The organism is Thalassospira xiamenensis M-5 = DSM 17429 (assembly GCF_000300235.2).
Classification (GTDB): Bacteria; Pseudomonadota; Alphaproteobacteria; order Rhodospirillales; family Thalassospiraceae; genus Thalassospira; species Thalassospira xiamenensis.
Genome location: NZ_CP004388.1, coordinates 728,143 through 744,529 on the forward strand (window position 1 = coordinate 728,143; position 16,387 = coordinate 744,529).

9 protein-coding genes and 1 pseudogene are annotated in these 16,387 nt (G+C 54.9%); 4 read left to right on the plus strand and 6 right to left on the minus strand.

Annotated elements, in window-relative coordinates; translation table 11 throughout:
* Positions 1 to 75: 75 nt before the first annotated feature.
* The 4 genes from TH3_RS03325 to tldD all read right to left on the minus strand — a co-directional run bounded on the left by TH3_RS03325 (position 76) and on the right by tldD (position 7,003).
* Positions 76 to 2,391, minus strand: a complete 2,316-nt coding sequence (locus tag TH3_RS03325; RefSeq protein ID WP_007091180.1) for a CHASE2 domain-containing protein — start codon at positions 2,389 to 2,391, stop codon at positions 76 to 78.
* A gap of 13 nt (positions 2,392 to 2,404) precedes the next feature.
* The gene (locus TH3_RS03330) at positions 2,405 to 3,778 is read right to left on the minus strand and encodes a FecR family protein (RefSeq protein ID WP_233421833.1); all 1,374 of its coding nucleotides are present in this window, start codon (positions 3,776 to 3,778) and stop codon (positions 2,405 to 2,407) included.
* A gap of 85 nt (positions 3,779 to 3,863) precedes the next feature.
* Positions 3,864 to 5,333 (minus strand): tetratricopeptide repeat protein, encoded by a 1,470-nt coding sequence (locus tag TH3_RS03335; RefSeq protein WP_076519494.1) that lies wholly within the window; start codon positions 5,331 to 5,333, stop codon positions 3,864 to 3,866.
* Positions 5,334 to 5,569: 236 nt separating this feature from the next.
* A complete protein-coding gene (gene tldD / locus TH3_RS03340; protein ID WP_007091177.1) occupies positions 5,570 to 7,003 on the minus strand; it encodes a metalloprotease TldD in 1,434 nt (477 codons plus the stop codon).
* Between the two features lie 225 nt (positions 7,004 to 7,228).
* On the opposite strand from tldD, the gene TH3_RS03345 reads away from it, so the two are divergent.
* Both TH3_RS03345 and TH3_RS03350 read left to right on the plus strand, forming a co-directional pair.
* Positions 7,229 to 8,497: a DUF3422 family protein gene (locus TH3_RS03345; protein ID WP_007091176.1), complete on the plus strand. Its 1,269-nt coding sequence runs from the start codon at positions 7,229 to 7,231 to the stop codon at positions 8,495 to 8,497.
* Between the two features lie 316 nt (positions 8,498 to 8,813).
* A complete protein-coding gene (locus TH3_RS03350) occupies positions 8,814 to 11,729 on the plus strand; it encodes a class I SAM-dependent DNA methyltransferase (protein ID WP_007091175.1) in 2,916 nt (971 codons plus the stop codon).
* A gap of 74 nt (positions 11,730 to 11,803) precedes the next feature.
* Here TH3_RS03350 and TH3_RS03355 read toward each other — a convergent pair whose 3' ends face one another.
* Positions 11,804 to 12,889 (minus strand): COX15/CtaA family protein, encoded by a 1,086-nt coding sequence (locus tag TH3_RS03355; RefSeq protein ID WP_139328109.1) that lies wholly within the window; start codon positions 12,887 to 12,889, stop codon positions 11,804 to 11,806.
* A gap of 246 nt (positions 12,890 to 13,135) precedes the next feature.
* Here TH3_RS03355 and TH3_RS03360 point away from each other — a divergent pair, with 246 nt between their 5' ends.
* Positions 13,136 to 13,693 (plus strand): precorrin-2 dehydrogenase/sirohydrochlorin ferrochelatase family protein, encoded by a 558-nt coding sequence (locus TH3_RS03360; protein WP_007091173.1) that lies wholly within the window; start codon positions 13,136 to 13,138, stop codon positions 13,691 to 13,693.
* A complete protein-coding gene (locus TH3_RS03365; protein ID WP_139328108.1) occupies positions 13,693 to 14,436 on the plus strand; it encodes a phosphoadenylyl-sulfate reductase in 744 nt (247 codons plus the stop codon). The genes TH3_RS03360 and TH3_RS03365 overlap by 1 nt, the downstream gene beginning before the upstream one ends.
* Before the next feature lie 114 nt (positions 14,437 to 14,550).
* Here the strand turns inward: TH3_RS03365 and TH3_RS03370 are convergent.
* A pseudogene (locus TH3_RS03370) lies at positions 14,551 to 15,918 on the minus strand (IS1182 family transposase).
* Positions 15,919 to 16,387 lie beyond the last annotated feature (469 nt).

Here is a 16,387-nt window from a genome sequence, read left to right on the forward strand (position 1 = left end):
TGTAAGGTGGGGCAGGGGCTTTAGGTAACAGGATATTCAGCTTCGGTTGATCGCATGTGAAATGCAAGAAACGGGTTACTTGCTGGTTGCGACAAAAACACCATCCCAGTCCGGCGGTGGCGGGCTGGCACGGAAAGTCGCAATGCGATCCCGATAAAGCCCGTAAAGCCCCGCAAGGTCAAATTGCCCGATCATGTCGGTCGCAAGATTGATGCATTCATCAATCAGTCGTTCCGTACCATCCCAATCCTGCAATCGATAGCTCTGGATCATCTCCATATGGCGGTCAAGCAGGTCGGCAAATTCCGCGCTATGGGCAATCGTACTGTCGCCCAGAAGGGTAAAGATGCGCACCGCCTCGCTTTTGCCCTTCACGGCAATCAGGTCAAGCTCAAGGATGGCGAAACCATCCGCCGCCTGTCTTGCCGTTTCCTCGCCAATGACAATGCCGACACCGTAATTTTTTGACTGTCCCTCAAGCCGTGAAGCCAGATTGACCGCATCGCCCAGCACCGAATAATCAAACCGCTGATCAGACCCCATATTGCCGACAAGGCAATTGCCGCTATTGATCCCGATCCCGATATTCAGTGGCAGATAGTCCTGGCCTTCCTCGGTCGCTTCTTCTGCACGGCGCGCATTCAGATGTTCAAGCGCATCAAACATCGCAAGGGCACTTTCGCAGGCCCGGCGCGCATGTGCGGGCACGTCAAGCGGCGCGTTCCAGAACGCCATGATGCAGTCGCCCATATATTTGTCGATGGTGCCTTCGCGGTCCAGAATCGCCTTGCTAAGCGGGGTGAGCAACCGGTTGATCAGGCGGGTCAATCCCTGCGGGTTGGATTTGAACCCCTCCGAGATCGAGGTAAACCCGCGCACATCGCAAAACAGCAATGTCATGTCGCGGGTTTCTCCGCCCAGTTTCAAACGTTCCGGGTGGCGGGCAAGCTGTTCAACCAGTGCTGGTGACAGATAGTTGGCAAAGGCCGCGCGCACCTGTTTGCGTTCGCCTTCGGTGCGCATGAAGCCGATTGAACTGGCAATCAGATAAACCGCCACCAGCGACACCGCGCCGTAAACCGGATCGATCAGGATTTGATGGCTGCTATAGGCCCACCATGAAAACCCGCCTGCTGCCACGGTCATGGTGCCACCAATGATTGCCGGCCAGACCGCACCAAGCTTCGGGATCGCCAGCACGAAAAACAGCCCCACCAGCAACAATACAAGCGTCTCGATCTCCGCAACCCAATATGGCCGCGTCAGGAACTGGCCCAGAAGCATCTGCTCTAACATCTCGGCATGGATTTCAACACCGGGCAGAACCGGATCAAGCGGCGTGGATCGCAAATCAAGCAACCCCGCCGCACTGGTGCCAATCAGAACAACCGTGTTTTCAAGGGCCCGTTCGGGAAGGTTGCCTTTGATCACGTCGGCGGCGGAAATATATCGTTCGGCGCGGTGCCCGGCGAAATGGACCCACATATGGCCCGATTGATCGGTGGGGATGGTGACCTCGCCAACCCGGATGGCTTCAACGCCTTCGGCGGTGGTCCATCGCGTTGTGCCGCTCGCTCCCGATAGCCGCACATTCATGGTGCGCGGGGCATCCTGAAGAATACGGAAAACTTCCATCGAAAGCGTCGGGTAAACCGGCTTGCCGATCAGCGGTTCCTCGTGATCAAGCGCTAGCATCAGCGGAACCCGGCGCACAACCCCGTCCTGCTCGGGCGATACATTAATGATCGCATTGCCGGCGGCGGCTTCCTCAATCACCGAAAGGTTCGCGGTCGCCCCCGAAAGAACCGGAATGAAATCCGCCAGATGCCGACCGGCTTCGCCGCCAACGCTGAAATTGCCGACCTGCCGGGGCAGGGTGCTGAACGGTTGTGATGTCAGTTGGGCGGCGGTAACCACCTGCCCGACACCATTGATAAACTCGGCAAACAGCAAATCATGATCAGGCAGGGTTTCGGCAAGTTTTGCCAAGGCGTCGCTGTTATCATTTTTGGGCCAGTCATGCACGACCCGTGCGGGCGATGTGCGGTCCGGCTCGGCAAACACGATATCGAAACCGACAACCTGCGCGCCTGCCAGCCGCAACCTGTAAATCAGTTCCGCAAGCCTCGTGCGCGGCCACGGCCATTGCCCCATTTCGTCAAGGCTGCGCTCGTCAATATCAATGATCCTGACACCCGCATCCTCGAACGCACGCGGCGCGATCCGCTGATAGGTATCAAACACCGACATCCGCAACTGCCCGACCAGCGGCACATCCTGCCAGCGCAGAACCACACAAACCAGAAGCACGGCCAGCGGCACCAGATAATGCAGCCACAAGGTCACGCGTGCGCGTGAAAGGCGTCCGGGTGTGTTTGGTTGATCGGTCACGTCAATACCAAAGCTATGGGGTCAACGTACCTGACGATGCGTTTCCGTCGGGGGCCGCTGTGGTTTTAACATTGAAATCCACATGCGTTGCATCAGTAAATGTAGCGGACGGGTTGCAGTTCATCGTATTGCATGCTTCGTTATAAAGGAAATGGCTAGAATCGAATTTTACGGCGCCGCTAATTGAATTGTCGTAATCAAACCCAGAGAAAGAAGCGGATCCCCCCGTAGCTGTACCATCATTTATACCGCTGAAATTGACGCTAATCTTGCGGTTCGCGTAGTCAATCGTGGTGGCAAACGAGTATGAAACAGCACCGCCTGTAACGTCCAAAGTACCGGTGGAAGCTGATGCGCTTGATACGAGACGAAGCGCATCATAGGTGAATGGATCGTTGCCATTATCGGTGCCACCACCATTATTCTGCGTGGTTTTTTCAATCTGGTTCAAGGCCGTGGCGGCATCCGTGACACTGCCCCCGGCATTCGTGCTCGATACCTGCGCCATGGCGACGTCAAGTGTCGAGGCCATGGTTGATCCGGTTTGCGTTGTTGCCTGACGGGTCTGCTGTGTCGTCAGGCTGTTGCCACCCGATGCAGACGCGGAGGATGCTGTGCTGCCGCCCTCGTTCTGGCTGTTCGATGCCGTGCGCACCAATGCGCGCGAAAAGTCGAATGTTGCAAGGCTCTCCGGGAAGCGGATCGGTTCGGTGACCTTGTTGTTGGCAACAAACACACCGAAATTCTCGCCGGTCACGTTTTCACTGTTGCCGTTCTGGTCAAACACGGCAAAGGCACCGGGGCGCGATGTGGTGTCATTGCGCGAAAGGCCCGGCCCCTGATTGACCGCCATGAAAATCTGCGGGCCTGTGCCGCTATTGTTTCCATCGCTTGAAAAATCAAAACTGCCCGGCACGATCTGGTTGGCTTCATCGGCTGAAACCGACCGGATCAGCCCGATGGTGCCGCGAATGCCAATCGATCCGACCGGCAGATTGACATCCATGCTTGATGGATTTTTAAGCGGGATTTTACCGGTGACAAACCGCACGACGCCGCGCGCCATATCGGCAACGATCCTGCCATCGCCGGTCACCGGGTCATAAACGAATTCATCAATCGCAAGGTCGCTGTTCGGGCCGATGGTAAACACCGTTTCATCAAGCAACAGGATCTGCATGCCTGAATGGGCCGATGTGGTGATGCGGTCGCCAAGGTAAACCGGCATGCCGCTTTCAACCAGCACGCCAACCTCGCCAACCGACTGCGCCAGAAGCACCTCGCCCCTGACCGCAGCAGAAACCCCCGCCATTTCACCGCTGCGTTCGGCCTGCGCCATCGTGACACTGGCCAGAACTGCCGCCCCTGAAAGGACTGCAATCCGCAAATGTCTTGTCCGCTTTGCGAAACGGGGGGCCAAAGCTTTAAATACCGACATCCCTAGAACTCTCATTCCCTAGAACTCCCGCCCCTTAGAATTCCCAACGGCGCGTCAGGAAAAACTGCGCGCGCGCGTTATGATATTCGTAATTGGGAATGTTTGATTCTGTGTTCAGATATTCACCGGTGACCGACCAGTTGATCGGTGCCAGAAAGGCATATATCTGTCCTGCCGTTTTGCTATCCCCAAACAAGTCATCTGGCAGCATTTGCGAAAGCGGCGCACCATAGGTCAGTCGCAATCTCGTCGTCCGGTCCTGTCGGTGTTGCGGCGAATTGCCGGTCACCAGAAAGTCCGGATCGCGATATTGATCAAGACCATAGCGAACACCTCCGCTGATATAACTTCCCCCGCCAAACAGATAAGCATGGATCAGTTCCGCACTCAAGCTGTCATAACTGTTGAAATTGCGTGCGGCTTCCTTTTTACCCGCATTAAGATCAATCGTCGTGCGGTTTGACGGGCTCCAGGCGTAATTCACCCCGGTTCGTGCGCCATATCGCTGCCCGGAATGCAGCCGAAGCGCACTTGATTCCGTCGTATTCTGATACCGTTCATCGGCATAGCTGACTTCGGTGTAAAGATTGGTATCAGGCCGGATGTTCCAGTCCGCACGCAATCGGCCGCTTCGCGATGTCAGGTATTTTTCCCGCGAAAGCGACTGCACCGTCTGGTTTATCACCGGGGTCAGGCTGAAATATCCGCCGCGGATACGCGCGCCAAGGTCAACCGAGAACGACCCCAGATCAAGGCTGTCAATCTGCACCTGATCGCTGCCATAGCCGGTCAGGGCGGCAAAAACCTCGTGCCCTTCCTGATAGCCAAGGTCATAGCTGATGTCATAACGCATCGCCCCGATATGGGCGATATCGTTGCGCGGCTTGTCCTCGGATGCCGTGATGTTGGTCAGGGTCCCGGTAACAAGCTGCTGCTTGTCAGACGGTGCGGCATTGCGGTTGCTGTCAATCTGGCTGCCAAAGGTCACGGTCAGATACTGATGAAGCCGCTTGCGCCGTGTCTCAATCGCCGAAAGGTATCGGTCGATATCGGCCGCAACATCGGGCGATACATTCATTGCCCGCAGGCGTTCAAACTGCGCGCGGGCTTCATCAAGGCTATCAAGCCGATAAAGCACAATCGCGTAATAAAGCCGGACTGCGGCAAGATCGGGATCAAGCACAAGGATGCGTTCCAGTGTCGCCGACGCCCCGCGGACATCCCCGCGCGCAATCTGCGCCTTGGCCCAGCGGAAATTCAGGACAACATCATCGGGACTGGCCAGAACATCGGCAAAGCTGATATCGCTGCCATCATCGGTCTGAAGCAAAAGGCGTGATCGTTCCGCCGCATCCATGATCTGCGTAAAATCGCCAATGAAATTCCGGGCTTCATCTGTACGGACATCGACACTTTGCTGTGCGCTTGTTGTTGTCGCGCCTGTTATCAGCATGCCGCACAGGACAATCAAACCCGTGCCGCACCGCCATCTGAGCGATTTCAATATTTTTCCCCAAGGTCGCAACCCGGCTTTGCTTTTTTCAGTCTACCCACCCCAATGCGATACCTGAACAAAACCGGTCTGATTTTATCGTTATAGATTATTGATTATACGGTCTGTGGGAAAGTCATGCGTTTGAATGATACCAAGTCTATGCAATGGTCTTTATACTTATTCGTAAGTACAAAGGCCCGGCAATTTGCCGGGCCTTTTGCTTCAAAACAAGTTCTAAATTCAACCTAAACGGCCGTGCCACCAACAGTCAAACCATCAATGCGAAGTGTTGGCTGACCAACACCGACCGGAACACCCTGGCCATCCTTGCCACACGTTCCGATCCCGTCATCAAGCTTCATGTCATTGCCGATCATGGAAACCTTGGTCAGGCTATCGGGGCCATTACCAATCAGGGTCGCCCCCTTGACCGGTGCGCCAAGCTTGCCGTTTTCGATCAGATAGGCCTCGGATGCGGAAAACACGAACTTGCCCGATGTGATATCGACCTGTCCGCCGCCGAAATTGACCGCATAAATGCCTTTCTTGACCGACGCCAGGATTTCGCCCGGGTCCTTGTCACCGCCCAGCATATAGGTATTGGTCATGCGCGGCATCGGCGCATGGGCATAGGATTGACGCCGCCCGTTGCCGGTGGATTTCACCCCCGTCAGGCGCGCATTCAACCGGTCCTGCATGAAGCCCTTCAGGATGCCATCCTCGATCAGGACCGTGCGCTGCGTCGGGGTGCCTTCATCATCAATCGAAAGCGACCCGCGGCGATCATGGATCGTGCCGTCATCAACAACCGTGACCCCCGGCGATGCAATCCGCTGACCAAGCAAACCGGCAAAGGCCGATGTGCCCTTGCGGTTGAAATCGCCCTCAAGCCCGTGACCGATGGCTTCATGCAGCAAAATCCCCGGCCAGCCCGGACCAAGCACCACGGTCATCTCGCCCGCAGGGGCGGCAACCGATTCAAGGTTCAGCGTCGCCTGACGCAATGCTTCGTCAACTGCGGATTTCCAGCTTTTTTCTTCAAAGAACCCGTCATAGCCAATGCGTCCACCCTGACCATGCGATCCGGTTTCCATGCGGTCGCCCTGCTTGACGACGACCGATACGTTAAACCGCACCAGCGGGCGAATATCGCCAATCCGCTGTCCGCCACTGCGCCAGATCTGTACTGCCTGCCAGTTGCCTGAAATCGATGCGGAAACCTGTACCACACGCGGGTCCTTGGCGCGCGCATAGGCATCGATCTTGCCCAGCAGATCAACCTTCGCCTCAAACGTTGCCTCGCCCAGCGGATTGACATCGGAATAAAGCGACACGTTGGTGCCGATTGATCCCAGGTCGACCTTGCCCGAACGGCCATTGCCAACCGCCTTGACGGTTTCGGCCGCACGGCCAACCGCATCATTGGAAAGTTCGTTGGAATGCGAAAAGGCGGTGGCCTCATCGGCAACCGCACGCAGGCCAAAACCCTGTGCGGTATCGAAATTCGCACTGCGCAGGCGGCCATCATCCCATGTCAGGCTTTCGGACTGCCGGTATTCAAGGAAAAGTTCCCCGTCTTCCGCCGCACCCAGCGCATCATTGACCTGCTTTTCAAGCCGGTCGCGATCAAGGTCGCCATTGGCGAAAAACAGGCTGTCGGTTTTGCTCAGATCGGTCATGAAACCTCCTTGCGGGCGTGCCGGATGGCAACAGATGGGCGACGGGCGGCCAGTTTTGGCCAAGCGGGCGATTTTCGCCTGTAAGTTAAAGCATTTGTGACAGTATTTTCCCTTACGTTTTCAGGGCTATCTGCCACCTTGGACTTTCGTCTATACAGAACGTGTCGGGGCGTGCCCCGAAGGCTCTATATAGACCGCAATGGCCAATTATGAAAGCCCGTGGCAATGTTTGTTGAACATCCCCAGCGTGTCGCCCTTCATAACGAAATCCATGCCCGCCCGTTTGGCGGGGTACAAAGCCCGGCCCGCTGCACCTGCATCGCCTTTCACGCGGGCGAGGAGCTTGATACCGATGTCCGCGACCATTTTCAGGGCTTCTGTCAACGATACAGCCTGACACCCCCGGCACCCGATCAGAAATATTACGAAGCCCAGTGCGACGGCTTTTCCGTCATCTGGGAACGCCACGCGGAATTCACCGTCTATGTCTTCAAACGCCAGGCCGCCTTTGATCATCCGTTTGATGATCCGGTCATCAACCTGATCCCGCAGGACTGGCTTGAAGCCACGCCGGGGCAGCTTCTGGTGGGCTTGCACATCGCGATGGACCGCGACGAACGCTCGTCTGATGAAGTATCGCGCCTGTTTGATCATAACGGCCTGACCGGCAGCCGCGTTCTGGGTGGTACGGCGATGGTCTGGACCGATTTTCGCCTGCATGGCGATGGCTTTGGCCGCATCCTGATCCGCGATCAGGGTCTTGAGGTCCTGCAGGCCGGGCGTCTGATCCAGCGCCTCAAGGAAATCGAGGTCTATCGCATGATGGCTTTGCTGGCCTTTCCGCTGGCCCATTGCGCAACGCCCAAGGTCTCGGAAATCGATACCCGCCTGTCATCGATCACCGCCGAAATGGCCAGCAAATCGCACACCGACGATGAAGGCACCCTGCAAAAACTGACCGACCTTGCCGCCCAGACCGAAGAAATGGCCGCATCGCTGAATTACCGGTTCAGTGCGGCGCGCGCCTATTACCGCATTTTGCAGGCGCGCCTTGTCGAACTGCGCGAAGAACGCGTCGAAGGCCTGCAAACCATGACCGAGTTTATGGAACGCCGTCTGGCACCGGCAATGCGCACCTGCCAGAATATCGGGGACCGCCTCGAAGTGCTGTCGAAACGGGTGGCCCGTGCCAACAACCTTCTGCGCACAAGGGTCGATATCCTGCTCGAAGCCCAAAACCGTGACCTGCTCGCCAGCATGGACCGCCGTGTGAAACTGCAACTGCGCCTGCAACAAACCGTCGAAGGCCTGTCGGTGGCGGCGATCACCTATTACGCCGTCGGGCTTCTGGGATATCTGTTTAAGGCGCTAAAGGATACCGGCCTTCCGATCAACGACCGCGTCGCCACCGGCATCGCCGTGCCGGTGGTGCTGGCGGCGATCTGGATATCGATGCGCCGGATCAGGAAGGTGCTGCATCGGGAGGAGGGGTGAGAGTGTTTGTGAAACCCTTTTTATTGTTGTCCGTCAGGCTGGTAAATTGAAGATCAAGGGAGCTATCGCCGAAGCCAATAATAACAACGCCTTAGGCGATGAATCGGGTAAGGCGTTTTTGCGTTTGGATGCATTGTGAAGGCTTCATGAATTAGCTATCAAAGGGGACAGTTCCCGTTTACCTTTGTTGTTCCAAACAAATGTCCTGAGATTGCCTATATATTTCAAGGTCATTCCGGCAGTCGTGTCTAGAAAAACTGATTGTTCACGGTTAATTTCCCATCAATTAATAATGTGTTTCGCGAACGGTACAGATATGACGCCAGCTGAGTTCATCAAAAAGTGGAACAATGTTGAGCTCAAAGAGCGGACAGCATCCCAATCTCATTTTAATGATCTTTGTAAACTTTTGGGGATCGACGATCCGATCACGGCTGATCCTAAAGGTGAATGGTTTACCTTTGAAAAAGGTGCATCTAAAACCGGAGGGGGCGAAGGTTGGGCCGACGTTTGGCGCAAGGATAGCTTTGCATGGGAATACAAGGGCAAGCGCGCTAACCTGGACAAGGCGTTTGATCAGTTATTGCAATATTCTATCGCGCTAGAAAACCCACCGCTATTGATCGTGTCTGATATGGACGTAATTCGGCTGCACACAAACTGGACTAATACTGTTCAGAATGTACATAAGATCCAGCTTAAAGACCTTACTGATGCAGCCAACCGGGACCTGTTGAGAAACGCTTTCGTCAATCCGGATAAACTGAAGCCAACTAAGACCCGGCAATTAGTCACAGAAGAAGCAGCTCAGAGGTTTGCCAATTTGGCACAGCGACTTCGCAGCCGTGGTCAAGAGCCCAAAGAGGTTGCGCATTTCATCAACCGACTTGTGTTTTGTATGTTTGCAGAAGATGTGGATCTTCTTCCAAACAAGATGTTTGAACGAATGATCAAAGCCGCCCTTCCTGAACCGGATACCTTTGCCATTCATGCTAAATCCCTGTTCGGGGCAATGAGGGCCGGCGGACTTGTCGGCTTTGAAAAGGTTGACTGGTTCAACGGTGGGCTATTTGACAACGATGACGTCTTGCCTTTGGGGCGCGATGACCTAGTTGAATTGGTTATGGCAGCGAAATTAGATTGGTCTGATATTGATCCTTCTATTCTTGGCACATTGTTTGAGCGTGGGTTGGATCCAGAGAAGCGAAGTCAGCTTGGAGCGCACTACACTGACCGCGACAAAATTATGCAGATCGTTATGCCGGTGATTGTCGAGCCGCTTTTGGCTGAATGGGCAGAAGTAAAGGCTCAGATTGAAAACCTGATAGATAAAGCTCCAAAAGCTACAAAAGAAAAATTGCTCCGTGGCAAGGAGCTTGCGACACGTACCCGCGCGCTTGGTAAAGCTGAAAAATTGCACGTGCAATTTCTTGAGCGACTCAAAGCGTTTCGGGTCCTCGACCCGGCCTGCGGTTCCGGGAACTTTCTTTACATAGCACTGTTGGAACTGAAGAATATCGAACACCGGGTGAACTTAGAAGCGGAGGCTCTAGGCTTGCCTCGCGGTTTTCCGCAGCTTGGCCCAGAATGTGTCTTGGGGATTGAGCTATCCGGTTATGCTACTGAACTAGCGCGTGTTTCAGTCTGGATTGGCGAAATCCAGTGGATGCGTCGAAACGGATTTGAGGCGTCAAAGAACCCGATCTTGCGTACACTGGACACGATTGAGCATCGAGATGCTTTGTTAAATACTGACAATACTCGGGCTGCGTGGCCTAAGGCCGACGTAGTGATTGGGAACCCGCCCTTCTTGGGTAATAAGAAGATGATCAAGGAACTCGGAGAGGGCTATACAGTAAACTTACGCAAGGCTTACAATGAAACCCCCGGTGGGGTCGACCTTGTATCATACTGGTTTGTAAAGGTTTGGTCGCAGATGTTGACCAATGATTTGGTACGTGCAGGCTTGGTTTCAACAAACTCAATACGGAGCGGAACTAATCGAGAGGTTCTCAAACCGATTGCCGATGCGGGACTAATTTTCGAGGCTTGGGCTGACGAAGAGTGGACGGTAGATGGTGCGGATGTACGAGTGTCCCTTGTGTGTTTTGATTGCAAAAAAAGTGATAATAAAAAGCCTGCTCGCTTAAATGGCATTGAAGTTGCTGAAATTTACTCCGACTTATCAGCAGCGCGTGGCGGCGTGGATATTACAAGAGCAGCAAAACTTAGAATCAACAAAGGCGTTGCATTCCAAGGGCCTGTAAAAGTAGGGCCATTTGATATTCCTGGTAACTTAGCAAGGGAATGGTTAGCGGCGCCGAGGAATCCAAATGGAAGAGGGAACAGTGAAGTCATCTTTCCACTCCTGAATGGGGCAGATATAACTAAACGCGATAGCGGTCGATGGATCATTAATTTCTCAGAAATGTCAGAAGTAGATGCAGCTTTCTTTGAAAAACCATTCGAATACGTAAAAGCGATCGTGAAACCTTTACGAGACAAAAATAAAGATAAGCAGAGACGCGAAAAGTGGTGGCGATTGGGGAGGTCTGGAGCGGATTTAAAGGCTGCTACAGAGGGGCTTTCTCGGGCAATATTTAGCCCACGTGTTTCAAAGCATCGTTTGTTCGTCTGGGCGAACTCCAATATCGTGCCAGATAGTCGCGTCGTGACCATTGCTCGCGATGACGAAGTAACTTTTGGAGTTTTGCACTCCCAGTTTCATGAAATCTGGTCGCTAGCGTTGGGAGGCTGGCATGGTGTTGGCAATGATCCGCAGTATACCCCGTCTTTAGGATTTGAAACCTTCCCCTTTCCAGAAGGCCTGACCCCTAATATTCCTGCCGCCGACTACGATTCGGATCCTCGCGCCATTCAAATCGCCGCTGCCGCCGCTCAGCTGAATGAGTTGAGGGAAAGCTGGCTGAATCCTGCTGATCTGGTGAAATATGTCCCAGAGGTTGTGCCGGGCTATCCAGATCGTATTTTGCCCAAGGATGAAATCGCTGCCAAGCAGCTCACCGAGCGCACTTTAAACAATCTCTATAATGCCCGGCCGGCATGGCTTGATCACGCCCATAAGGTGCTGGATGAGGCGGTAGCAGAAGCTTACGGATGGGGTAATGATTGGCGTGCGGGTCGCTTGACTGAAGATGAAATCTTGGCACGCCTTTTCAATCTGAACCAAACCCGCGCTGAGGCGGAGGCAAAAGTAAAAGCCAAGGGATAAGTAGCGCAATCGGGGAACAAGGGGACAGATTTACTTTTCAAATAGCAGATTTTGGAGGCGTGGGAGTTCTGACATCAACTCCCGCCAGCACTCCGCTCTCCCGACAACCTGTAAACCGCATAGGTCATCGCCCCCACAAGCACCACAGCCCCCGCCTGATGCGCCACACCCAGCGGCAACCAGACGACTGACAGCAGTGTTGAAATCCCTAATGTCACCTGCAAGCAAACCGCCGCCAGCACCAGATGCGTGGCAAAGCGTTGCTGCGCTGTCAGGTTCCATTTCCCGGCCCGCCACCAGAACAGGATCACCATGACAAAGGTCAGTTTCGCCAGCCACCGGTGATCCCACTGCACCGTCATATGGTCCTCAAACGGCGCCAGCCATGTCGGGCTATAGACAAACAGCCCGTAGGGGATCAGTTGCCCGTCCATCAGCGGGAAGGTGTTATAGGTATGCCCGGCATTGATCCCGGCAACAAAGCCCCCCGAAAGGGCGGTAAACACGATCAGCGCCAGAAGCTGCCAGCCGCGTTTCGAGGCGGGGGTTGAAATGCCGCGTGGTGCATATTGATTAAATCCGACCCACATCAACGCGATGAAAATCACCAGCGCCAGACCGAAATGCGCGGTCAGGCGGTACTGGCTGACATCTGGGCGGTCGACAAGGCCGCTCATGACCATGTACCAGCCCATTGCCCCCTGCAAGCCGCCAAGGATGAACAGGCCCCAAAGCTTCCATTTGGTCGCGCCATCAATGGATTTTTTGGCAAGAAACCAGACGAAGGGCACAAAGAACACAACGCCAATCAACCGGCCCCAAAGCCGGTGAATGAATTCCAGCCAGAAGATCGATTTGAAATCCTCGACCGACATCCAGGCATTGATCTTCTGGAATTCCGGATACTGGCTGTATTGTTGATAAAGCGCCATCCAGTCCGCCTCGTTCATCGGCGGGATGATCCCGGTAAAGGGCCGCCATTCCACGATGGAAAGCCCGGACTCGGTCAATCGCGTCAGGCCGCCAATCACCACCATGATGAACACCATGGCCGCCACAAAAAACAGCCACATCGCAACATTCCTGTGCGGGGTGGGGGCTATGGCGTCGGTATGGGGCAGGGCGGATGAAACGCTGCTGGTATGCTCAATCGGGGACATCGGCGGGATCTCTTTGTCATGCGAAGCGCTTAATTTCGCGCCCAATATAGGATGAAATTTCAAAAAGTGCAGGAAAAGCTTCACCGTAATGCTTTTACGGCCGTCATCGGGGCCGGATCACGAAACATATTTGCACAATAAATAGTGTTCTATAAATATAAAACACATAAAAAATGTATTGAATTGTCCGATATACACAATCATAGTCTTAATCAACCAACAGAAACTTTCTTTTGAGGATCGACGATGTTTCCCATCAATCTGGACCTTGCGCGGCTTTCGGTCGCGCTGGTGGGCAACGGGCAGGCAACCCTGAACCGTTTGCGCCAGCTTGACGGTGATGGGGCGAGATACGTCACCGTTTATGCCGAAGACCCGATTGCCGAACTGGTGGACCAGGCCGGCGACCGGTTGCACCGCTATCTCCCGAATTCGGCCGATGTCAACGCGGCCGCAATCCTGTTTATTGTCGATTTGCCGCACGAAAAGGCCGCCGAACTGGCCGCCATCGCCAAGGCCGTCGGCACCATCGCCAATGTCGAAGACGTCAAGGAATACTGTGATTTTTTCTCGCCAGCGCGGGTAACGCGCGGTGACCTGATGATTACGGTTTCGACCAACGGGCACAGCCCGCGTCTGGCTGGCCGTATCCGCCGCGCGATTGAAAACTGGCTGGTGCCCAAATGGGATCAGCGCCTGCGCGAGCTTTCCGGCCAACGTGAAAAATGGAAGGCCGATGGGGCGGACATGAAGCAACTCCTGAAAATGACGGACGATTATATCGACCGTCGGGGATGGTTGTGATGACCGTCATGCGCGAAGAAGACATTGTCACCGGCGGCTCTATGTCGGTCGAGGAGGCCGAGGTCCGCGCGGCCGATCTGCTGTCGCGATACGGCCACTTGCAGGGGATATCCCTGATCGAACCGATGGTGCACGAGGAATTCCAGGGCAAAATCACCATGACCTCGTCGTTTGGGACAGAGGCCGCGGCTCTGCTTGCCCTTGTCTCCGAAGTCGATCCCAACCTGCCGGTGATTTTCCTTGATACCCGCAAGCTGTTTGGCGAAACCCATCGCTATCGTGAACAGCTCGTTGATCAGCTTGGTCTGACCAATATCCAGATCATGCGCCCGGATGAAAAGCTTCTGGCGGCGGATGATCCCAACGGCATGCTGTTTGCCTCTGACACCGCCAAATGCTGCTATCTGCGCAAGGTGGAGCCACTGCAACGTGCGCTCAAGGGCTATGACGCGTGGCTGACCGGGCGCAAACGGTTTCACGGTGGCGAACGCGGGCAATTACCCGTGATCGAAACCGCCGGTACCCGGATCAAGATCAATCCGCTGGCCGGTTATAACCGGGCTGATATCGAAGATATCTTCGAAAACCGTGCTTTGCCGCACCATCCGCTGGAGGCCGAAGGGTTCCTGTCGATTGGCTGCATGCCATGCACGGATCGGGTTGATCCCAATTCGACCGATGTCCGTGCCGGTCGCTGGGCCGGGCAGGACAAAACCGAATGCGGCATCCACTACATCATCTGAAAAACCAAAGCCCGGTCCTTGTGCCGGGCTCAGACCGCTGACAAACCCCGTCATATTTTGGCGGGGTTTTTCTTTTAGAGGTGTTTGAAAGCTGGCTTGAGTGTGCCGAGGGGATTATCCCTCAGCGATTGGCCCCTTGGGGCCCAAAGCCAGGGCTATTTTCTTGATGTTTTGGGCGGCGGCGGCCAGCAGACATTGGCATTTGACATTGATCAGTCCCCGGAACCTTGCATATCGATGACCGTGAAGCTGTTTGGCATCTGCAAAAGAGCGTTCGACCGTCTCTTTTCGGCGCTTGTAAACCCGCTTACCCCACTCTGTCAGACGATAGGCGTCAGCCCGGTCTCTGGCGTCTTGCCAGACATGGCGCGTGACAGTTTTTCAGTGATGGGCGTTGGCGGTACAGGAAGCCAGCACAGGGCATGTGCGGCATTTTTCCGGCTCGCTTTGATAATGGCGATATCCATTTCGGTCGGTTGTCGCATAAGACAGAAGCTGACCTTCGGGGCAGCGATAAGCATCACGTTCAGGGTCATAAACGTATTTGCGTTTGGGGATGTAGCCTTCCCGAAGGTTCGGGCGGCGATAGCCCGTCACGCCAAGGATGTCACGATCTTCAAGGCCTTTGGCAATCGCGGCGGTCGCATAGCCCGCATCCAGTCCGACGGCGATAACATCAAGGTCAAAACGCTGCCTTTGTCGGTCAAGACGGTCGAGATAGGGAATGCTGTCATGCAGATTGGCCGGGGTGGCGTAACTGTCGGTAATGATCCCAAGCTTGCCATCGACCGTGCGGTGATCGAGATAGAAAAAGCCCTTGGGCTTGCCGTCGCGCACCATATATCCGCTGTCGGGATCGGTTCGGCTGATCTTGGTTTCTTTCTCAACCGGCTGGCGTTCCTTGGCTTTGAGCGGCTTTTTCGCATGAGCCGCCCGGTCTTCCTCAATCGCCAGATCCAGATCATCCCAATAGGCCGCGCGCGATTTGGCAACCACTTCGCGGTCCCATTTGTTCTTGTTGGCATCGGCCTTCAAATGCGTGCTGTCGGTATAGAGAACCTTACCATCCACCAGCCCGTGCCTGATCGCCTGCTCGACGATCTCGTCAAAAATATCCTGCGCAACACTGGCATCATGATATCGACGCCGCCGGTTCTGCGACAGGGTCGAGGCATCAAAGACCTTGTCGGTCAGCTTGAGTTGCAAAAACCAGCGATAGGCGACATTGACCTCAATCTCGCGCACAAGCTGGCGCTCCGAGCGCACGCCAAACAGATAGCCAATGAACAGCGCCTTAAACATCATCACCGGATCAAGGGCGGGACGGCCATTGTTCGCGCAGTACAAATCGGCCACGCGCGCATGGATAAAACTGAAATCGATCACGGCATCGATCTTACGAAGCAAATGATCGCTGGGGACCAAACTGTCGAGTGTCACCATCTCAAGTTCGGTTTGATGTGGGCTGGGTTTCTTAAGCATTCCCCATTGAATCAAAAATCCCCGCCAATGGCGAGGACTTTGTCAGCAGTCTGAGCCCGGTCCTTGTGCCGGGCTTTTCAGATTGCGGGCAAAGCCTTCCCGACCTGATCGTCATTCCCGCGACGGCGGGAATCCAGTCTCTTTCAACGGGGCATGGATTCCGGGTCTGCGCTGCGCTTCGCCCGGCATGACGGTTTTGATCCATCGCCAAACCAGTCCCGCCAGCCAACCCCGGACCGCTGACAAAGCCCTCCCAACCAGATCGTCATTCCCGCGAAAGCGGGAATCCAGTCTCTTTCAACGGGGCATGGATTCCGGGTCTGCGCTGCGCTTCGCCCGGAATGACGGCTTTGATCCATCGCCAAACCAATCCAGCCAGCCAACCAACCCCGGACCGCTGACAAAGCCCTCCCAACCTGATCGTCATTCCCGCGACGGCGGGAATCCAGTCTCTTTCAATGGGGCATGG